We start from the raw sequence: 17,219 nt of genomic DNA, 5'->3' as shown, positions 1-17,219 counted from the left end.
GTAGCGGGTTGTCCATGGATCGCAATCTCGCCAAGGCCCTCCAGGTCGCGTGGGAGCTGCCGGAGTTCCGCGACGGGCTGCGTCACCTCGTCGATCTCGACGAGGTGACACACCTGCTGGCGAGGTTGTCCGTGGCGGACCGGGACCACGAGGTGGAACGCAGCCTGTTGACGCTGCTGCGTACCGGCCTGGACACGCCCGAGATCCGGGAGGCGGTGTTGCTGCTGCTGGAGAACGACGACGTGCGTCGCCCTCTGGTCGCCGCGGTGCAACCGCTGGTCAAGCAGCCGGGCCAGGCGGCGGCCATCGCGTCGGCAGCCGAGGACCCGACGGTACGCCGTGAGGTGCGGGCGGCTCTGGACAGTGCCCGGGTGCGTGAGCTGATCTGGCAGGCGATCGACGACCAGCAGAGCAACAAGCGGTTCGGTCTGATCCGTCGGGCGGCGGTGCTGTTCGTCCGGCACGCCAGCGTCCGGCGTCTCACCTGGGCCCTGCGCCGGCACGGTGTACTCCGGGAACTACGTCGCGACTCGTGAGTCTCGTGGCCGTGCGCTGCCCGCGCCACCGGGTCGTGCTCAGGTGGCCGGTAGGCGTACCTCGAATCGGCAGCCACGGTCGGTGTTGCGGACGGCGACCCGGCCGCCGTGTGCCTCCACGAGGCCCCGCACGATGGCCAGGCCGAGCCCTCCGCCACCGCCCGATCCGGCGGCCCCGGGTGTGCGGGCCCGTTCGCCTCGGAACGCGACGTCGAAGACCCGGTCCAGGTCCTCGCCGGGGATGCCGCCGCAGGTGTCGGAGACGGCCAGCCACACGTTGTCGGGATCGTGGCCGGCGGCGATGTGCACGCTGCCGTCCTCCGGTGTGTACCGCACGGAATTGATCAGCAGATTGCTGACGATCCGGGCGAGTTCGCGTTCGCCGGCACGGACGTAGGGCCAGCCGCTGTCCGCGGCGATCAGGTGGATGCGGCGGCGGGCGGCGAGCGGCGCGACTCCGGCGATCGCGTCGGACACCACGTCGCGGAGCGGCACGGTGGTGGGCACGAGTCGCAGCGCGCCGGCGTTGATCCGGGACAGCTCGAACAGGTCGTCGACGAGTTGGGCCATCCGGTCGGTCTCCACCCGGATGCGTCGGTGGTATTCGTCGACGACGGCCGGGTCGTGGATGATGCCGTCCTCGAGGGCCTCGGCCATGGCCCGCAGCCCGGCCAGGGGAGTACGCAGGTCGTGGGAGACCCAGGCGACGAGTTCCCGACGACCGGCCTCCAACCGCCGTTCGCGGTCCCGGGCCGTCTGCGCCCAGACGGCGGAGGCGGCCAGCCGACTGCCGAAGACGGTGCCGACGGCGAGGCTGATCACGGCGGCGGCGCTGACCGTGACCAGGACGACCCACAGGTCGTGCGGGGAGAGGAACATGGCCTGTGCCACCGTGACGATTCCGGCGACCACGGCGAGCACGGTGACGGTGAGCAGCACCAGGATGTGCACGAGGATCGACCGGCCCCGCAGCAGCCGCAGCGCTGCGGCGCCGGCCAGGCCGACGGCGCCGCCGGCAGCGAGGGCATAGAGCCCGATGAGCAGCGTGTCGGTCACGCGCCGGTGTCCTCGTCGAGCGGGTCGTAGCGGTAGCCGACGCCCCAGACGGTGCGGATGCGCTGTGGCTCGGCCGGGTCGTTCTCGATCTTCTCGCGCAGGCGGCGGACGTGAACGGTGACCGTGGACTGGTCGCCGAACTGCCAGCCCCAGACCTTGTCCAGCAGGTCGCTGCGGGACCAGGCGCGCCCGGGATGACGCATGAGGAACATCAGCAGATCGAACTCCCGGGAGGTCAGCGCCAGCGGTGCACCGTCCAGCCTGGCGGTGCGTCGGGCGGTGTCCACGGTCAGCGCCGCATCGACGAGCTTGGCCGAGGCGGTGGGCGGTGCGGCGGGTGCGGCGGTGCGGCGGAGCACGGAGCGGATGCGCAGCACGAGTTCGCGGGGGGAGAAGGGCTTGGTGACGTAGTCGTCGGCGCCGACTTCGAGACCGAGGACCCGGTCGGCCTCCTCGCCGAGGGCGGTGAGCATGACCACCGGCAGGTCCGGCAGTTGTCGCCGGATCCGGCGGCACACCTCCAGACCGTCGATGCCGGGCATCATGAGGTCCAGGACCACGAGGTCGGGGCGCGCGGCGGCGATCGCGGCGAGACCGTCGGCGCCGTCGGCGGCCAGTTGAACCTCGCAGCCGGCCTGTTCCAGGTAACGCCGGACGACGTCACTGACCGTCGGGTCGTCGTCGACCACCAGCACGCGATGTCCCATCCTGAGCACGCTATCCACCGGAGGTCGCGGACCGCCCCTCGCCCGGCCTTTCGGATTCCTTACGATCCGCCGCCGCGCGCCGCCGCCCGCGTGACAGGCACACCAGCAGCGTCGTGCCGGCGATGACCAGCAGGACGGCGAGGAGATTGCGGCCGTACGGCAGGGGCAGCACCGAGGCGTTGTCGGCCACGCGCCCGTACCCCAGAACCAGGGGGAGCGCCACCACGGTGATCGCGGCGGCGCTCACGGCGGCCATCCGCACCGTCATCCGGTGCCGCAGGGGGACCCGGGTCGACGCGGCACCGACGGCCAGGACGGCCGCCATCCACACGACGTCGTGGCCCACCAGGACGGCGGCCAGGAAGAACAGCACGCCGCCCAGTGCCAGGTCGGGATCGGTGACGGCACCGACGACGGCGTACGCCATGAGCAGGCACCCGCCGACGACCAGGACGGTCCGGGTCCTCATCGGTGCTCCTCGACGGTGATCCGGCTGACCCATTTGGTCTGGAGCACACCGGGCCGGTTGGGCGCGATCAGCCGGGCCGGGTAGCCGTGGTCGAGGTGCAGCGGTGCGTCGCCGAGCCGCAACGCGATCAGGGTCAGCGGGTCACCGACGTGTTCCGGCGGCACGGTGCAGGCCCGGTAGGCGCCGCTCACCTGCAACGACTCGACCAGTGCCGTGGTGTGCCGGGGATCGGCGTCCACCAGCGCGACCAGGTCACGCAGCCGTACTCCGGTCCACGTCGCGGTGGCACTCCAGCCTTCCACGCAGGCGATCGGCAGGCGCGCGGTGTACTGCGGCAGTGCGTGGAGAGCGGCGAGGTCCAGGCTGACGCGGCGACCCGGTGCGGTGATCTGGAGGCGGTACGCCGGGTCGAGGGCGGTGGTGCGTACTCCGGCGCCGTCAGCGGTCCGGTTCACCGGGAGGCCCTGTGGTCCCGTGCCGGGGTGGCGGGGGGCGAGTACCGCGATGCCGGCCAACGGGCGGATCGTCTGCCCGACCGTGGTCAGGGTGATCAGCCCGCTCGCGGTGGCGACGCCACCGAGCAGGGCGCGTCGGCTCAGCCCGTCCTGCCGTGGTTCGTTGCGGGGGCGGGCGAGGGCGGCGCGGACGGCGGGCAGGTGCACACCGACGTGCACCAGGAGTGCGCCGAGCGCCAGCCAGGCCATCCGGTAGTGCCCGGCGGTGAAGAAGAACGGCATCGGCGCGTACCAGCGGGAGATGTTGAGGACGCCGCTGACCAGCAGGAACAGGGCGGAGGCGACGAGTACGGCGAGGCTGGTGCGTTCGGCCGCGTGGGCGAGTGAGCGGGCCGGCGGCCAGCCGAACAGGTGGGGGTAGACCGACCAGAGTTTGACGCCGAGCAGCGGTATCGAGGCGAGACCGGTCGCCACGTGCAGGCCCTGGGTGAAGCGGTAGAGCCCGATCGGGCGCGACGGCCACCCGAACCAGTCCGGTGGGTGTTGGATCAGGTGGCTGAGCAGGCCGGTGGCGAAGCAGATGCCGAAGGCCAGTCCGAGGGCGGCGCCGAGTTGGCCGGTGAGCCGGGTGGACCGTGACCGGGACGGAAACGCCCCGGGGCGGGCCGGTCCCCGCCGCAGCGTGGCAGGTGGTGGCGGCAGCGGGGCCAGGCACCACTGGGCGATCCGTCGGGGGACGCTCGCGGGGCCGGTCACCGGGGGGTCAGGGTGGCGAACCACCGGCCCGCCTCCGTCCAGGTGTGCAGGACGCGCATCGCCGTGGCGTCGGCCAGTCCGGGCAGGTCGTCGAGGGGTACGCAGGCCCAGCGCAGTGCGCGGCCGTCGCTGTGTGGGCTCTGGACCTGCGCGGTGCCGGCCCAGGCGGGCGTACCGGCGGGTGCCAGTTCCACGTGCAGGCGTCCGTCGGCGGCCAGCAGGTGACGGCACCGGTGCAGCAGCCGGGGTGGGTCACCGCCGATACCGATGTTGCCGTCGGCCAGCAGCAGGTGACGCCAGCGGCCGGTGCCGGGCACCGGGCCGAAGACGTCGCGGCGCAGGGCGGGTGCACCGCGTCGGCGGGCCAGGCGGACGGCGGTGGCGCTGAGGTCGATGCCGAGGGCCGTGCGGCCGGCGTCGACGAGTGCGCTGGTGAGTCGGCCGGGGCCGCAGCCGACGTCGAGGGTGTGGCTGGTGCAGGCGGCGATCAACGTGTCGTCTCCGGCGATGACGTCACGGCACCAGGCGGCCGGGTCGAAGCGGTACACGGCGCCACTGGCGTGCCGGGCGGTGAATCCGGCCGGGATGCCGGCGGCGGCCCGGTCGATCGCGGTGTCGAAGACCGCGACGGCGTTCACCGGGTCACCGCTGCGGGACGTGGCATCTCAGTGGCGACGGTCCGGGCGAACCGGCTGCCCGGTAGACACAGGGCCGCCACGGTGTGGGCGTCGGCGGCGGTGTCCACGTCGGTCAGTTCCGGCATCAGGTGCACCCGCAGGCCGCGACGGCGTAGCGCGTCCAGGGTGTGCCGGCCGGTGGTCGTCGTGGAGGTCGCGATGGTGCGCAGCACGGTGGCGTGGTGGGGGTCGCGCAGGCCCAACGTCCACCAGCCGCCGTCGGTGGCCGGGCCGAGGACCGCGTCCGGACCGCCGGTCGCGCCGAGTAGTTCTCGGGCCGCGTCGAGGTGCTCGGTGCGGAGCTGAGGGGTGTCCATGCCGACCAGGAGGGTGGGTGTGCCGAGTCTGCGGGTGCTCGTGAAGGCGTGGGCGAGGCGGTCGCCGAGGAGAGCGCCGCGCTGGGGGTGCGTCACCCATCCGGCGGGGGTGGGGTGGGTGCCGTCGAGGACGAGGGTCCGGGTGCCGGCTGCGGTGGCGGAGACGGTGTCGAGGGTGTCGGCCAGGGCGGCGGCGGCGATCCGGGCGGCCTGCGCGGGCGTGCAGGGTGGGCAGAGCCGCGTCTTGACCCGTCCGGGCGTGGGTGCCTTGGCCAGCACCAGGATCTGGAGGTCGTTCACCGGGCCAGCACCGCACTCATGTCGCGGATGGCACGGGCGGTGCCGAGCAGGGTGCCGGTCACCTTCGAGCGGGTGCCGGCGGCTCTGGGGTGGTAGGCGACGTCGATCTCGACGACCCGCCAGCCGGCCCGGTCCGCCGCGATCAGCAGCTCCAGCGGGTACCCGAACCGGCGGTCGCGCAGCCCGAGGGCGAGCAGGTCGTCGCGGCGCACGGCCCGCATCGGGCCGATGTCGTGCACGTGCAGGCCGGTGGTGCGGCGCAGCCGGTGCGTGAGGACGGCGTTGGCCGCCCGCGCGTGCAGCGGCCACACCCCGCGCGCGGCAGGGCGGCGTCGGCCGGTCGCCAGTTCCGCCTGCCCGTTGCGTACGGAGGAGGCCAGCCAGGGCAGTTGCGCCGGGTCGAAGGAACCGTCGGCGTCCATCACGCACACCACCCCGTCGACGGGGTCCGCGGCCAGGACACCGGCGTGCACGGCGGCACCGTAGCCGGGTTCGGCCACGCTGATCACCTGCGCGCCGTGGGCGCGTGCCACGTCGGCCGAGCCGTCGGTCGAGCCGTTGTCGACCACGATCGGTCGGTAGCCGGCCGGTATCCGGGCCAGCAGGGCGGGCAGCGCCGGGGCCTCGTTCCGGCAGGGAAGCACCACATCGGTCATGTCGCGGACGCTAGTGAGGACCTCGCGGGCCAGGTATTACCAGCCGATGATGAAGTCTTACGGAGCGCTGACGGCTCGTCCGCGCGGCTCCCTGCGGGGCCCGGCTGGCTCTAGCGTCGGCGCGTGCCTCACGTACTCGTCACCGGCGGAGCCGGTTTCATCGGGACCCATGTCGTCGCCGCGCTGCACCGCGCCGGTCATCAGGTGTCCGTGGTGGACGCCGGCCACCCGGGCGCGCACCGCACGCCGCTGCCGGACACCGTGGACGGTGCCCCGCTGCGCCGGGTCGACCTGCGCGACCGGGCCTCCGTCGCCGACGCTCTGACCGGCGTCGACGTGGTGGTGCACCAGGCTGCCATGGTCGGGCTCGGCGTCAACCTCGACGACCTGCCCGAGTACGTCGGGTGCAACGACCTCGGGACCGCCGTCCTGCTCGCCGAGATGGCCCGCGCGGACATCCACCGGCTCGTGCTGGCCAGTTCGATGGTCGTCTACGGCGAGGGCGCCTACCGCTGCGCCCGGCACGGTGCGGTGCGCCCCGCTCCCCGTGCGGCCGCCGACCTGGCCGACGCGCGGTTCGAACCGCCCTGCCCCGACTGCGGCATCGCGCTGGATCCGGGGCTGGTCGACGAGGAGGCGCCGCTGGACCCGCGCAGTGTCTACGCCGCCACCAAGGTGGCCCAGGAGCACCTGACGTCGGCCTGGTGCCGGCAGACCGGTGGCACGGTGGTGGCACTGCGCTACCACAACGTGTATGGCCCCGGCATGCCGCAGGACACCCCGTACAGCGGAGTCGCGGCGATCTTCCGCTCGGCGCTGGCCGCCGGTCGGGCCCCGCGCGTGTTCGAGGACGGCTGTCAGCGGCGGGACTTCGTGCACGTCGACGACGTGGCGGCGGCCAACCTGGCGGCGGTGGCCGCGACCGGATGCCGGGTCGGGTGGCGCGCCTACAACATCGCCTCCGGGCATCCGGCCACCATCGGGCAGATGGCCACCGAACTCGCCCGGGCCGCCGGGGGACCCGCGCCGGTGGTCACCGGCGACTTCCGGCTCGGCGACGTCCGCCACGTGGTGGCCTCACCGGCCCGTGCCCGAGCCGAACTCGGCTTCCGCGCGGCGGTCCGTCTCACCGACGGCGTCGCGCAGTTCGCCCACGCGCCGCTGCGCGGATGAGCACGGCGCTGCGGCGCGACACGGCACGGGCCGACGTGATCGCCGTGCTGGTCGCCGTCGGGCTGTTCGCCGTGGCCGCCGTGGTCGGCGGTGTGCTCTACCTGCTGGGACGTCCGGTGTACGCCAGCGCGGCACCCCTGTACGCGCACTGGCGGCCGCACATCGGCCCCGGCACTCCGCTGGCGGTGGCGGTGGCCGTCCTGGTCTGCTGGCGGGGACCCGCGCTGGCCGCCCGCCTGCCCTGGCGGCGGCTGCTCGTGTCGTCCTATGCCGCCGCAGTGGCCTGGACGCTGTCCCTGGCGCTGATCGACGGCTGGCAGCGCGGCGTCGCCGGCCGGTTGGCCACCCGCCACGAGTACCTGCACGAGGTGCCCGGCGTCACCGACATCCCCGCCATGCTGAGTACGTTCACCACCCGGATCCTGGACTTCCAGCCGGACTCGTGGACCACCCACGTCTCCGGCCATCCACCCGGCGCGCTGCTGGTGTTCGTCTGGCTCGACCGGATCGGGTTGAGTGGCGGCGGCTGGGCCGGGGCGCTGTGCATCCTGACCGCCGCGCTCACCGCCGTGGCCGTACCGCACACCGTGCGACTGCTCGGCGGCGACGACGCGGCGCGCGTCGTCCTGCCGTTCGCGGTGGTGTTCCCCGGGGCGGTGTGGGCCGGGGTGTCCGCCGACGGCCTCTTCGCCGGTGTGACCGCCACCGGCGTCGCGTTGCTGGCCCACGGCGTGACCCGGGGCAGCGCGGTCGGCGCGTTCGTCGGCGGTGCGCTGCTGGGTTTCGGCTGCTACCTCTCCTATGGCCTGGTGTTGATGGTGCCGATCGCGGTGGCCGTGGTGATCCTGGGGCGCCGGCACCGGTCCGCCGCGTGGTGGGCGCTGGGGGGCGCGGCTCTGGTCGTCGGGGCGTTCACGGCGGCCGGCTTCGACTGGCTGGCCGGCTATCACCTGGTGATCGAGCGCTACTACCAGGGCCTGGCCAGTCGGCGCGCCTACGGCTACTGGGTGTGGGCGAACCTGGCGCTCCTGCTCGTCGCCGCCGGTCCGGCCGCCGTGGTCGTCCTCCGCCGCGCCACCGTCGCCGGGTGGCAGGCGGTCGCGTCGCTGCGGTCGAGGGCCGACGTCATCGGGCTGCTCGACGGCAGACCCGGGTACGCCGCCTGGCTGCTGCCCCTTGCCGCGGCGGCGGCGATCGTGGCCGCGGACCTGTCCGGCTACAGCAAGGCCGAGGTCGAACGCATCTGGCTGCCCTTCACCGGGTGGCTGATGGCCGGTGCCGCCCTGATTCCCGGCCCCGGCCGGCGCACGTGGCTCATCGCGCAGGCAGTGGTGGCGCTCGCGGTCAACCACCTGCTGTTGACGGCGTGGTAGGGCCCCGCTCCGAGCGCATTCCCGCATCAACACGAACTGCTCGCGAGTCCCGGACCGGGACCGATCCCGGACCTGCCGGGATGTCGACTATGGAAGGTGAACTCGTGTCCCCATCTGCTGACCTCGCCGTCATCGGCGGCTCAGGTCTCTACGCGCTGCTCGACGGCGCCACGGAACACACCGTCCAGACCCCGTACGGCCCGCCCTCCGACGCGGTGACGATCGCCGACGTGGGTGGACGTTCGGTGGCGTTCCTGCCACGACATGGCCGGGACCACCGGCACCCGCCGGGCCGGATCCCGTACCGGGCCAACCTGTGGGCGTTGCGGTCCCTCGGCGTACGGCAGGTGCTCGCGCCCTGTGCCGTGGGCGGCCTGCGGCCGGACCTCGGCCCCGGCACCTTCGTGGTACCCGATCAGCTCGTCGACCGGACCAGCGGCCGGATCCAGACGTACTACGAGCAGGGCGCCGCCCACGTCTCCTTCGCCGACCCGTACTGCCCGGCCGGGCGGCGGGCCCTGCTGTCCGCCGCCGCCGGCCGGGGCGTCGACGCCCACGACGGCGGCACCATGGTCGTGGTGGAAGGACCGCGCTTCTCCACCCGTGCCGAATCCCGGTGGTACACCCAGATCGGCGGTGCGGTCATCAACATGACCGGTCACCCGGAGGCGGTCCTCGCCCGCGAGTTGGCCCTCTGCTACAGCGCGATCGCCCTGGTCACCGACCTGGACGCCGGAGTGCGAAGCGGCCAGGGCGTGACCCAGGAGGAGGTGTTCCGGGTCTTCGGCGAGAACACCGAACGGCTGCGGGGCCTCCTGCTCGACGCGATCGCCACGCTACCGGCCGCGCGGGACTGCCCCTGCCCGCACAGTCTGGACGGCATCGCCCTGCCGATCGCGCTGCCCTGAGTTCGGGTGGCGGTGAGGTGTCCCGGCGCGGGACCGGTCCGAGGACCGGTGGCCGCGCCGGGAACGCCGCGCGCCGCGTACCGCATGGTTCAGGTACGCGCGCTGTTCACCTGCTCGAAGCGGAACTCGCGGATGAAACAGTCTCGCGGTTGTGCCACCGCGAAGAGGACGCAGTCGACGACCGACTGGGCGGTGAGGTCGCTGTCCGCCCGCCGGGGCCCGTCCTGGACGAAGTCCGGTGGGAACAGGGAGATAACTCGGATCCCTTCCGGGCGTAGCCGGTGCGACAGGATCTCGGCGAGTCCGGCGTGGGCGTGCTTGGCCGCGTAGAACGCGGGATGCGCGCCCGACCGGTGGTGGCCCACCTCGCCACAGGCGGAGATCATGTTGACGATGTCCGGCCGTGCCGACGCGCGCAGCAGCGGCAGCAGGTGCTTGGTCAACAGGAGGGTGCCGGTCCCGCCGGCAGCCATCACGCTCTCGATCGTGTCGTCCGCGACGTCTGCCAGGTCGTCACCGTGGATGTAGGCGGCACCGTTGTTGACCAGCACGTCGAGGTGGCTCGTGCGGTCGGCCAGGGCCGCCGCGAATTCCCGCACCGAGTCCGGCGCGGCGAGGTCACAGGAGAATGCCTCGGCGCGGCCCGCTCCGCGCCGGTTGATCTCATCCGCGACGTGCCGCGCCGCCACCACGTCGCGGGCCGAGAGGAAGACCTGCGCACCGCGTGCGGCGAACGCCTCGGTGAGCAGTCGACCCGTGTCACGTGCTGCGCCGGTGATGGCGACGCGCACACCGTCAAGATCCATGGCCGCCAGTGAAGCACCTCAACCCCGGTTCAGGTCAACGAGACGGTGTCGTCCGCCTACGGCGCAGGTTCCAGGACGACGACCGGGATCTGGCGGGTGGTCTTGCGCTCGTAGTCGGCGAAGCCCGGGTAGGCGGCCTTCTGCGCGCTCCAGATCCGCTCCCGTTCGTCACCCTCGGCGACCCGGGCGACCAGCTCGACCGTGTCCGTGCCGATCTCCGCCCGGATCTGCGGATGCGCGACGAGATTGTGGTACCAGTCGGGGTTGGTGGGTGCCCCGGCCTTGGACGCGAACACGGCGTAGCCGCCGTCCAGCTGCTGGTACATCATCGGGCTCACGCGCGTCTGGCCGCTCCTGGCGCCGACGGTGTGCAACAGCAGCAGCGGTGCGCCCTCGAACTGGCCACCCACCTGCCCTCCGTTGGCGCGAAACTCGGCGATGACCTTTTCGTTCCAGTCGCTCATGGATTCCCCTCGCCCGTGCATCGGCTCCGTGACCACGATTCTGTCAGTCCCGGCGATCGATGACACGGCGACGCGGGTGAGTGGCGGCGGCTCGTCGTCAACAGGCTGCTTGTCTCACTCCGACGGACGAGCGCGCGGGCAGGTGAGTCCTGGGATGATCGGCTGGGAACACAGGGTGCACCACAGTGCCGGTACGGTCTCCTGGGCGGTGGCCCGGAAGACGGTGGGACTGGCGTCGGCGGTCTGTGCCGGCGTCCGGGTGAAGTACCGCAGGGTCCACTCGTCCCGCTCAGGCGGCCATCCGGCCAGCGTGGCCTGGACGGCCACGCCCGCATCGTCGTCCAGCCACCAGCACTCGGCCGGGCCGGACGCCTCCGGTACGGGTGGGGGTAGGTGCCGCTCGTCGGTCCCCGGGACGACGTCACGGGGCGTGTAGCAGGTGAAGGTCCGGTGACACCAGCCGCGCACCGACAGAAGCAGCGCGTGGCTCTCCAGACGTTGGTCGACGGACCTGTCGATGACCCGGTACGACCACTGCCCGGGACCCATGGCGGTCCGGCCGTCGACGAGGACATCGACGGGCCAGGTCCAGTCGCCGTCCACGATGCCCTCGAAGGCCAGACCGAGCGGGCCGCGATGGGCCAACGGCACACCGCCCAGGCCGTGCTCCATACCGTTGGACCCGAGGAGCGGATACCAGAGGCCGCCGTAGCGCTCCTCGAACCAGACCATCGCCTCGACGATCTCGGGTGGCGCCGCCTCGATCCGGTCGTCCACGCGGAGACCAGCGGTCGACCGGATGTCGGCGACATGCATGCGGGTCGTTCGCCGAGACCGCCGCGCGAGAACGTCCCTGACGCGTACGGACAGGCGTGGATCATCGAGTACGTATATACGCAACCTATCAGCGGTGCCTCGCGCGACGCTGCCCCGAACTCGTCGGTCCAGCCCGCAGAGTGAGGACCTCGCGCGGACCGGCACGGGCACCGCGATGGTGCCGATGGCCCTGTCGTCCCTGCTGGTTCTCACGCCCAGGCAGCGTCGAACTGCGGTGCTGTCACAGGCGATACCTAGGGGTGGTGTCGTGAGCATGAACGGCAACTGGTTGCGGGTTTCTCCGGACGACCTGGAGCGGGCCCGGGCCGACCTTCCCTGGGCCCACGAGGTCGCGATGGCGGCGCGGGACGACGACTCGGACCGCTGGACCACCACCGACAATGCCTGGCACGGCCTCGACTTCCTCCTCGACCGGCTGGGCTTCGAGATTCCGCTGGTGCTGGGAGCAGAGGAGTTCGTGGAGTCGCCGGACGTCGAACCCGACAGCGAGGAGATGTTCGACTTCCTGGACAACCTCGACGACGACTGGGGCTACGGGCCACCCTCGTATCTGACCCCGGACCAGGTCGCGGCTGCGGCATCGGCCCTGGCCACGCTTACCGAGGACGACCTCGTTCGCGGCGTTGACCCGCAGGAGCTGACCCGGGCGGAGGTCTACCCCAGTATCTGGGAGCGTCCCGGCACGCTGGAGTGGGCGGCCCACTTCCTGCCGGACGCCCGCAGTTTCTTCGCCGCAGCAGCCAAGGACGGCGATGCGGTGATTTGCTGGCTCGACTGAGCCACAGCGCAGACGGGCAACTCGTCGAGACGGAGCGGACGGATCTCCCCACGGGATGATCCGCGTGTTCGTGCCGGGCCCGACCTCGCCGTGCCGGAATGCCGGCTGCACCCCGGGGGACACCGCCGACGTTCCTGCACACCGCATTAGCCTGACGGTGTGGATATCGAGATGCGTCTACGGCGGGTCCGTGGCTGGCTGTGGGTCGTGGTGGTGGGACTGTTCCTCAGCGGGGTGACCGCGTTTCCGCTCGAAATCGAGGTGCGGTGGCTGCTACGGGCGGCCGACCCCGTTGCCGACCAGCTACCGGCGCTGGTCGGCTGGATCGAGCGGGTCCACGTGGGGCTAGTCGAGACTGGCGAGCGCTATCCGTTCATGCGGTACGGGACCGACTGGCTCGCGTTCGCCCACCTGGTGCTCGCGGTGGCGTTCTGGGGGCCGTTGCGCGATCCAGTGCGAAACGTCTGGGTGGTGCAACTCGGCATGATCGCCTGTGTCGGGATCGTGCCGCTGGCGTTGATCTGTGGGCCGTTGCGGGAGATCCCGTGGTTCTGGACCGTGGTGGACCTGTCCTTCGCGGTCGGGGCGTTCCCGCCGCTGTGGATCGCGTACCGGCACATCCGGGCGATCGAGGCGCAGCAGGATGGCCCGCCCGCCACGGCCCGCTGGTGGGCGCCCGACGCTTCGGAGACGGCCCGGAACTGAGACCACCAGAGCTGCGGCGTCGGTCCGCCGGCCTGACGAAGACGGCCCGCTTCTCCCGCTCGCCCGTCTCCGGCTTCGTCAGGTCATGACCAGCGTGACGCAGGTTCGCGACATGTTGTCGCAATCTTGACGACAGGTTGTCGTATAAGGCAGAGTGCGGACATGCAGAAGCTGATCGTGGTCACCGGTGCTTCCACCGGCATGGGTGCCGCAACCACCCGCGAACTGGCCCGCCAGGGATTTCACGTGCTGGCCGGTGTGCGACGCGACCGCGACGCCGACGCCGTCCGTGCGACCGGCATCGAACCGGTCATTCTCGACATCACCAGAGCCGAGCAGGTGGCGGCACTCGCCGCACGGGTCGACCACGATCCGCGTGCGCTGCACGCTCTCGTCAACAACGCAGGAATCCAGGTGAACGCGCCGGTCGAGGCACTGCCGATGGCGCAGTGGCGGTGGGTGTTCGAGGTCAACCTGTTCGGCCATGTCGCTGTCACCCAGGCGCTCCTGCCCGCGCTGTTGCGCGGCAAGGGCCGCGTGGTCAATATCAGCTCGATCGGCGGTAAGGCCGCCATGCCGACGTACGGGGCGTACGCCGGGGCGAAGTTCGCCTTGGAAGCGGTGAGCGACTCGCTGCGGCGGGAGGTCGCGCCGCTGGGCGTGCCGGTGGTCGTGGTCGAGCCCGGCGGCGTCCGCACGAAGATGGCCGCCCGTGGGGTCGCCACGGCGAACGAATTGGCTGCCGAGATGACGCCGGAGCAGGACGCCCGGTACGGCAGCCTGATCCAGGCGATCAACACGTTGATGGAGACGGGTACGGCGTCAGGCGTGACGGCCGACGCCGCCGCCCAGGTCATCGCGAAGGCCGTGACGGCCCGCAGGCCGCGTACCCGCTACACGATCGGCCGTGATGCCGCCCTGGTCATCAGCCTGACCCGGCTGCTCTCCGATCGGATGCTCGACCACGTCATCGCCGCCAACCTGCGCCGCCACTACCCGAAGGCAGCCACCGGATGACCCACTGCCGTAGGGAAGGATGACCGGATGCCGCGGATTCGTGGAGCCAGCATCGAGGAACACCACGCGATGGTCTGGGTCGATCTCGCCGAGGCGATGCGGCAGCTCCTGCTCGAACGCGACTACGACTCGATCAACATGGGCCACATCGCGACCCGTGCCGGGCTCGCACGCAACACGCTGTACAACTACGCCCGGGACCAGGCGGCGCTGGTCCTGGCATTGACTCACCGGGTGGGTCAGCCCACGGTCGATCGGGTGGCCACGATCGCCGCACGTTCTACAGACCCGGCTGCGGAGCGGATGCGGGAGATCATCGAGACGGTCCTGGTCGCGTTCCAGGACCCGGTTCTCCAGCTCATGTTCCGGCCCGGTTTCGGTCTGCCGTTCGGCGAACTGCCGAAGGGGCCGGACAGCCCGTTCCACGCGATAGTCGTCGAGGTCGAGAACGTCGTCCGGGACGGCGTCGAACGCGGCGAGTTCCGCGATGTCGGCGATGTGCACCTCGCGGTGGAATTGCTCTCCGGCGTCATGCGCGCGGGCGCGGAACGCATCGGCCGGGATCCGGCCACCTGCTCATCCACGGTCCACGCCGCACGGGAACTCATCCTCGCCTCTCTCGACGACCGCTCGGACTAGTGACTCGGAGCACGCGCAGAACACCGGCCATAACCATGATCAACTTACGTGGCGCGGCACACCGTTCGGCGTGGCGGGGCTACGACGCGGAGCCGATGTCGGTTCGCCGCCGCGCTTCGTCGTCGTCGATCACGCATGATGCCTCGACGGTCTGCGGCATGGGCTCGGTAGGTCCCGTGTGCCAGCGCGCCGGGAGGATCAGGGGTATCGCGGGGCGTCCCGTTGGCGCTCATAATCGGCGACCGTCGGGACGACGGGGTGACCCGGGCCTGCGCGCACGTGGCCGCCGGCGGCGGATGTGCATGGTGGCACGCGAGGGTGCGCGGCATGATCATTGCGTGGAGCGCCGTCGAACGATCGTCCTGGTCGATGACCTGCGTTCGTTCGTGGACGGGCGCGATGCCGAGGTGGCCCGGACGAGTGCTGCCGGAGTGGAGTTGCTCGGTCGGTACCGGGACGGGCGCGTCGACGAGTTGTGGTTGGACCACGACCTGGGCGGGGACGACACGATCTGGCCGGTGGTGGAGATCCTGGAACGGGCCGCGTTCGAGAAGCGCCCCCTCGACATCGGCGTGGTCTATGTGCACTCCGCCAACCCGGCGGGCGTCGCGAAGATGGCGCAGGTCCTCCGGCGCTGGGGCTACCGCGTCCAGATCGCGTCAGGCGCCACGGACGTCGGCTATCTCGGCGGCGCGGCGGCGAGCTGATCGGGACGAGTGCCCCGCCCAGCGGTCAGACGTCGGCTTCGAGGGCGAAGGTGTTGCCGTCGGGGTCCTGGAACCATGCGATACGTCCACCGCCGGCCCGAGCGGTGATGCCCTTGGCGTCATGTTCGAGCCCGTCATAGCGGATGAGATCGACGCCGGACGAGACGAGCTCGTCGACGATCCGGTCGATGTCGTCGACGTACCATGTCGCCAGGGTCGCCGTGCTCGTGCCGGCCGTGACCGACTGGTACACGTTCAGGGCCGCCACGCCGCCGGCACCATAGACGCGGCTGCCGTCGGTGATGGTGGCGCTCGGGCCCGACTGCAACGCCGGTAGGCCCAGTGTTCCTTCGTAGAACGCGACCGCCCGGTGGATGTCGGACACGGCGATCGACGCCCTGAGGTGATGCTCGCTCAACGGCATGAATCACTGTCGCACACGCAGGCGGGTCAGCGAGGCTGACTGATCTCGTGCCGGGAACCACTCAGGCGTCCCGCCGGGTCGACGTCGCTGTTCTGCCGCGAGCGAAGCCGCTTGTCCTGTTGCGCTGCGCTGCGGAGGATCGGTGGATGGATCTCCTCACCGCGGAACGACACCTGCACGCCGCCCAGCGCGCCGCCGACGTCGAGTCCCTCGATGCGCTACTGCACCCGCAGGTCGTGGCCGCCGGACCGGACGGCACGGTCTTCACGAAGGACGACGACCTGGAGAGCTACCGCTCCGGTGCGCTGCGGATCACGAGCCTGGTGGAGGAGTCGCTCGACGTCCAGGAAGACGGTCGGACCGGGGTGACTCGCTTGGTCGCTGCGGTGGATGCCGTTCAGGGTGGTGCCGTGATGTCCGCGCGGCTGCGCTACACCCGACTGTGGGTGCGGGAGGGCGGCGACTGGCGGGTGTTGGCCGCCACCTTCGTCCCGGTCTAGTCCGACTTCTCCGCAGCCGCGTACCGGCTTCCGGGATCAGGGTGCCGTACTGCCGGATCCTCGGTGCTGCTGAGCGCGGCCAGCAGCCGCAGGCCGTCCTCGCTGGCGCTGCCCGCCTCGGCCGACAGCACGAGCAACTCCATCCCCGAGTCGTCCGGCAGGACGAAGTTCTCCTGGTGCAGCTCCAGGAGCCCGACCAGCGGGTGCCGGTACGCCTTGCGGCCGTGGCGGCGGGCCCGCACGTCGGCGCGGGCCCAGAGACGGCGGAAGCGCTCGCTGCCCATCGCCAGTTCGCCGATGAGTGGGGCCAGTCGAGAATCCTCCGGGTACTTGCCGACGGCCAGACGCAGGTGCCCCACCACGTCGAGGGTGCACGTCTCCCAGTCCGCGTACAGCCCGCGTTCGGCTTCGTCGAGGAAGATGTGCCGTGCCGTGTTCAGGCCCGGCAGCTGCCGGCCGTACAGGAGTCGGGCCAGGCGGTTGCCGGCCGACACGTCCAGGCGGTGATCGATGATCATCGCGGGTGCGTCCACGATCAGGTCGAGCACACGCAGGACCTCGTCGCGTGGCCGTCCGCTGGGCGACGGGGCGCGGCGGCGGCGCTGCCGGGCGAGTCGGTACAGGTGCCCGCGTTCGGTGTCGTCGAGATCGAGGACGCGGGCCAGCGCGTCCAGGACCTGCTCCGAGGGTTGGGTGGCGCGACCCTGTTCCAGGCGTACGTAGTAGTCGACGCTGACCCCGGCCAGGTGCGCGACCTCCTCGCGGCGCAGGCCCTCGACGCGACGCCGGGTGTCGGTAGGAATGCCGAGAACGGACGGGTCGATCCGGGAGCGCCGGGTGCGCAGGAAACCTGCGAGGTCGTCCATGGTGCCAGTATCGCCGTGCCCGTCCGCCTGACGGTGGCCCTGGTAGTACCAGGAAGTCCGGTCCGACGGAACACGCGGCCCTGAACGGCGCGG

22 protein-coding genes are annotated in these 17,219 nt (G+C 71.6%); 10 read left to right on the top strand and 12 right to left on the bottom strand.

Going from position 1 to position 17,219, the window contains the following annotated elements:
* The first annotated feature begins 14 nt into the window (after positions 1–14).
* Positions 15–536 carry a hypothetical protein gene (locus HUT12_RS21610; protein ID WP_176094532.1) on the top strand — a complete coding sequence of 174 codons (522 nt, stop codon included), beginning with the start codon at positions 15–17 and terminating at the stop codon, positions 534–536.
* 39 nt (positions 537–575) lie between these two features.
* Here HUT12_RS21610 and HUT12_RS21605 read toward each other — a convergent pair whose 3' ends face one another.
* The 7 genes from HUT12_RS21605 to HUT12_RS21575 are packed head-to-tail and all read right to left on the bottom strand — an operon-like array spanning position 576 to position 5,929.
* Positions 576–1,592, bottom strand: coding sequence for a sensor histidine kinase KdpD (locus HUT12_RS21605; RefSeq protein ID WP_176094531.1), 1,017 nt, complete (start codon positions 1,590–1,592; stop codon positions 576–578).
* The gene (locus HUT12_RS21600) at positions 1,589–2,299 is read right to left on the bottom strand and encodes a response regulator transcription factor (protein WP_131051085.1); all 711 of its coding nucleotides are present in this window, start codon (positions 2,297–2,299) and stop codon (positions 1,589–1,591) included. The genes HUT12_RS21605 and HUT12_RS21600 overlap by 4 nt, the downstream gene beginning before the upstream one ends.
* 10 nt (positions 2,300–2,309) lie before the next feature.
* Positions 2,310–2,768: a hypothetical protein gene (locus HUT12_RS21595; protein WP_176094530.1), complete on the bottom strand. Its 459-nt coding sequence runs from the start codon at positions 2,766–2,768 to the stop codon at positions 2,310–2,312.
* The gene (locus HUT12_RS21590) at positions 2,765–3,979 is read right to left on the bottom strand and encodes a molybdopterin-dependent oxidoreductase (protein ID WP_254876920.1); all 1,215 of its coding nucleotides are present in this window, start codon (positions 3,977–3,979) and stop codon (positions 2,765–2,767) included. Before HUT12_RS21590 ends, HUT12_RS21595 begins: the two co-directional genes overlap by 4 nt.
* Positions 3,976–4,617: a class I SAM-dependent methyltransferase gene (locus HUT12_RS21585; RefSeq protein ID WP_217706033.1), complete on the bottom strand. Its 642-nt coding sequence runs from the start codon at positions 4,615–4,617 to the stop codon at positions 3,976–3,978. Before HUT12_RS21585 ends, HUT12_RS21590 begins: the two co-directional genes overlap by 4 nt.
* Complete coding sequence (locus HUT12_RS21580; RefSeq protein ID WP_176094529.1) at positions 4,614–5,273, bottom strand: TIGR04282 family arsenosugar biosynthesis glycosyltransferase; 660 nt, start codon at positions 5,271–5,273, stop codon at positions 4,614–4,616. The genes HUT12_RS21585 and HUT12_RS21580 overlap by 4 nt, the downstream gene beginning before the upstream one ends.
* Positions 5,270–5,929, bottom strand: a complete 660-nt coding sequence (locus tag HUT12_RS21575) for a glycosyltransferase family 2 protein (RefSeq protein WP_131051082.1) — start codon at positions 5,927–5,929, stop codon at positions 5,270–5,272. The genes HUT12_RS21580 and HUT12_RS21575 overlap by 4 nt, the downstream gene beginning before the upstream one ends.
* A gap of 123 nt (positions 5,930–6,052) precedes the next feature.
* Here HUT12_RS21575 and HUT12_RS21570 point away from each other — a divergent pair, with 123 nt between their 5' ends.
* The 3 genes from HUT12_RS21570 to HUT12_RS21560 all read left to right on the top strand — a co-directional run bounded on the left by HUT12_RS21570 (position 6,053) and on the right by HUT12_RS21560 (position 9,383).
* Positions 6,053–7,102 (top strand): NAD(P)-dependent oxidoreductase, encoded by a 1,050-nt coding sequence (locus HUT12_RS21570; RefSeq protein WP_176094528.1) that lies wholly within the window; start codon positions 6,053–6,055, stop codon positions 7,100–7,102.
* Positions 7,099–8,475: a hypothetical protein gene (locus HUT12_RS21565; protein WP_176094527.1), complete on the top strand. Its 1,377-nt coding sequence runs from the start codon at positions 7,099–7,101 to the stop codon at positions 8,473–8,475. Before HUT12_RS21570 ends, HUT12_RS21565 begins: the two co-directional genes overlap by 4 nt.
* Positions 8,476–8,579: 104 nt before the next feature.
* The gene (locus HUT12_RS21560) at positions 8,580–9,383 is read left to right on the top strand and encodes an S-methyl-5'-thioadenosine phosphorylase (protein ID WP_131051079.1); all 804 of its coding nucleotides are present in this window, start codon (positions 8,580–8,582) and stop codon (positions 9,381–9,383) included.
* An 89-nt stretch (positions 9,384–9,472) separates the two neighbouring features.
* Here the strand turns inward: HUT12_RS21560 and HUT12_RS21555 are convergent, their stop codons facing one another.
* From HUT12_RS21555 to HUT12_RS21545, 3 genes are all read right to left on the bottom strand, one after another.
* Positions 9,473–10,189: an SDR family oxidoreductase gene (locus HUT12_RS21555; protein ID WP_131051078.1), complete on the bottom strand. Its 717-nt coding sequence runs from the start codon at positions 10,187–10,189 to the stop codon at positions 9,473–9,475.
* Positions 10,190–10,245: 56 nt separating this feature from the next.
* A complete protein-coding gene (locus HUT12_RS21550) occupies positions 10,246–10,653 on the bottom strand; it encodes a nitroreductase family deazaflavin-dependent oxidoreductase (protein WP_131051077.1) in 408 nt (135 codons plus the stop codon).
* Between the two features lie 114 nt (positions 10,654–10,767).
* Positions 10,768–11,430 carry a hypothetical protein gene (locus tag HUT12_RS21545; protein WP_176094526.1) on the bottom strand — a complete coding sequence of 221 codons (663 nt, stop codon included), beginning with the start codon at positions 11,428–11,430 and terminating at the stop codon, positions 10,768–10,770.
* Between the two features lie 313 nt (positions 11,431–11,743).
* Between HUT12_RS21545 and HUT12_RS21540 the strand changes: the two genes are divergently transcribed.
* From HUT12_RS21540 to HUT12_RS21520, 5 genes are all read left to right on the top strand, one after another.
* Positions 11,744–12,268 (top strand): DUF1877 family protein, encoded by a 525-nt coding sequence (locus HUT12_RS21540; protein WP_176095905.1) that lies wholly within the window; start codon positions 11,744–11,746, stop codon positions 12,266–12,268.
* A gap of 159 nt (positions 12,269–12,427) precedes the next feature.
* Positions 12,428–12,973, top strand: a complete 546-nt coding sequence (locus HUT12_RS21535; protein ID WP_254876919.1) for a hypothetical protein — start codon at positions 12,428–12,430, stop codon at positions 12,971–12,973.
* A 162-nt stretch (positions 12,974–13,135) separates the two neighbouring features.
* Positions 13,136–13,990: an SDR family NAD(P)-dependent oxidoreductase gene (locus HUT12_RS21530; protein WP_131051076.1), complete on the top strand. Its 855-nt coding sequence runs from the start codon at positions 13,136–13,138 to the stop codon at positions 13,988–13,990.
* Positions 13,991–14,017: 27 nt separating this feature from the next.
* Positions 14,018–14,629, top strand: coding sequence for a TetR/AcrR family transcriptional regulator (locus HUT12_RS21525; protein WP_131051075.1), 612 nt, complete (start codon positions 14,018–14,020; stop codon positions 14,627–14,629).
* A gap of 338 nt (positions 14,630–14,967) precedes the next feature.
* Positions 14,968–15,336, top strand: a complete 369-nt coding sequence (locus HUT12_RS21520; protein ID WP_176094525.1) for a cyclic-phosphate processing receiver domain-containing protein — start codon at positions 14,968–14,970, stop codon at positions 15,334–15,336.
* Between the two features lie 25 nt (positions 15,337–15,361).
* Here the strand turns inward: HUT12_RS21520 and HUT12_RS21515 are convergent, their stop codons facing one another.
* Positions 15,362–15,760: a VOC family protein gene (locus tag HUT12_RS21515; protein WP_176094524.1), complete on the bottom strand. Its 399-nt coding sequence runs from the start codon at positions 15,758–15,760 to the stop codon at positions 15,362–15,364.
* 146 nt (positions 15,761–15,906) lie between these two features.
* Between HUT12_RS21515 and HUT12_RS21510 the strand changes: the two genes are divergently transcribed.
* The gene (locus HUT12_RS21510; RefSeq protein ID WP_131051072.1) at positions 15,907–16,260 is read left to right on the top strand and encodes a nuclear transport factor 2 family protein; all 354 of its coding nucleotides are present in this window, start codon (positions 15,907–15,909) and stop codon (positions 16,258–16,260) included.
* On the opposite strand, the gene HUT12_RS21505 is transcribed toward HUT12_RS21510, so the two are convergent.
* Positions 16,257–17,126: a helix-turn-helix transcriptional regulator gene (locus HUT12_RS21505; protein WP_131051071.1), complete on the bottom strand. Its 870-nt coding sequence runs from the start codon at positions 17,124–17,126 to the stop codon at positions 16,257–16,259. The genes HUT12_RS21510 and HUT12_RS21505 overlap by 4 nt on opposite strands.
* Between the last annotated feature and the right edge of the window lie 93 nt (positions 17,127–17,219).

Origin of the sequence: Verrucosispora sp. NA02020 (genome assembly GCF_013364215.1) — a bacterium.
Lineage (GTDB): Bacteria > Actinomycetota > Actinomycetes > Mycobacteriales > Micromonosporaceae > Micromonospora.
This window is presented reverse-complemented; position numbering and strand designations above follow the sequence as displayed.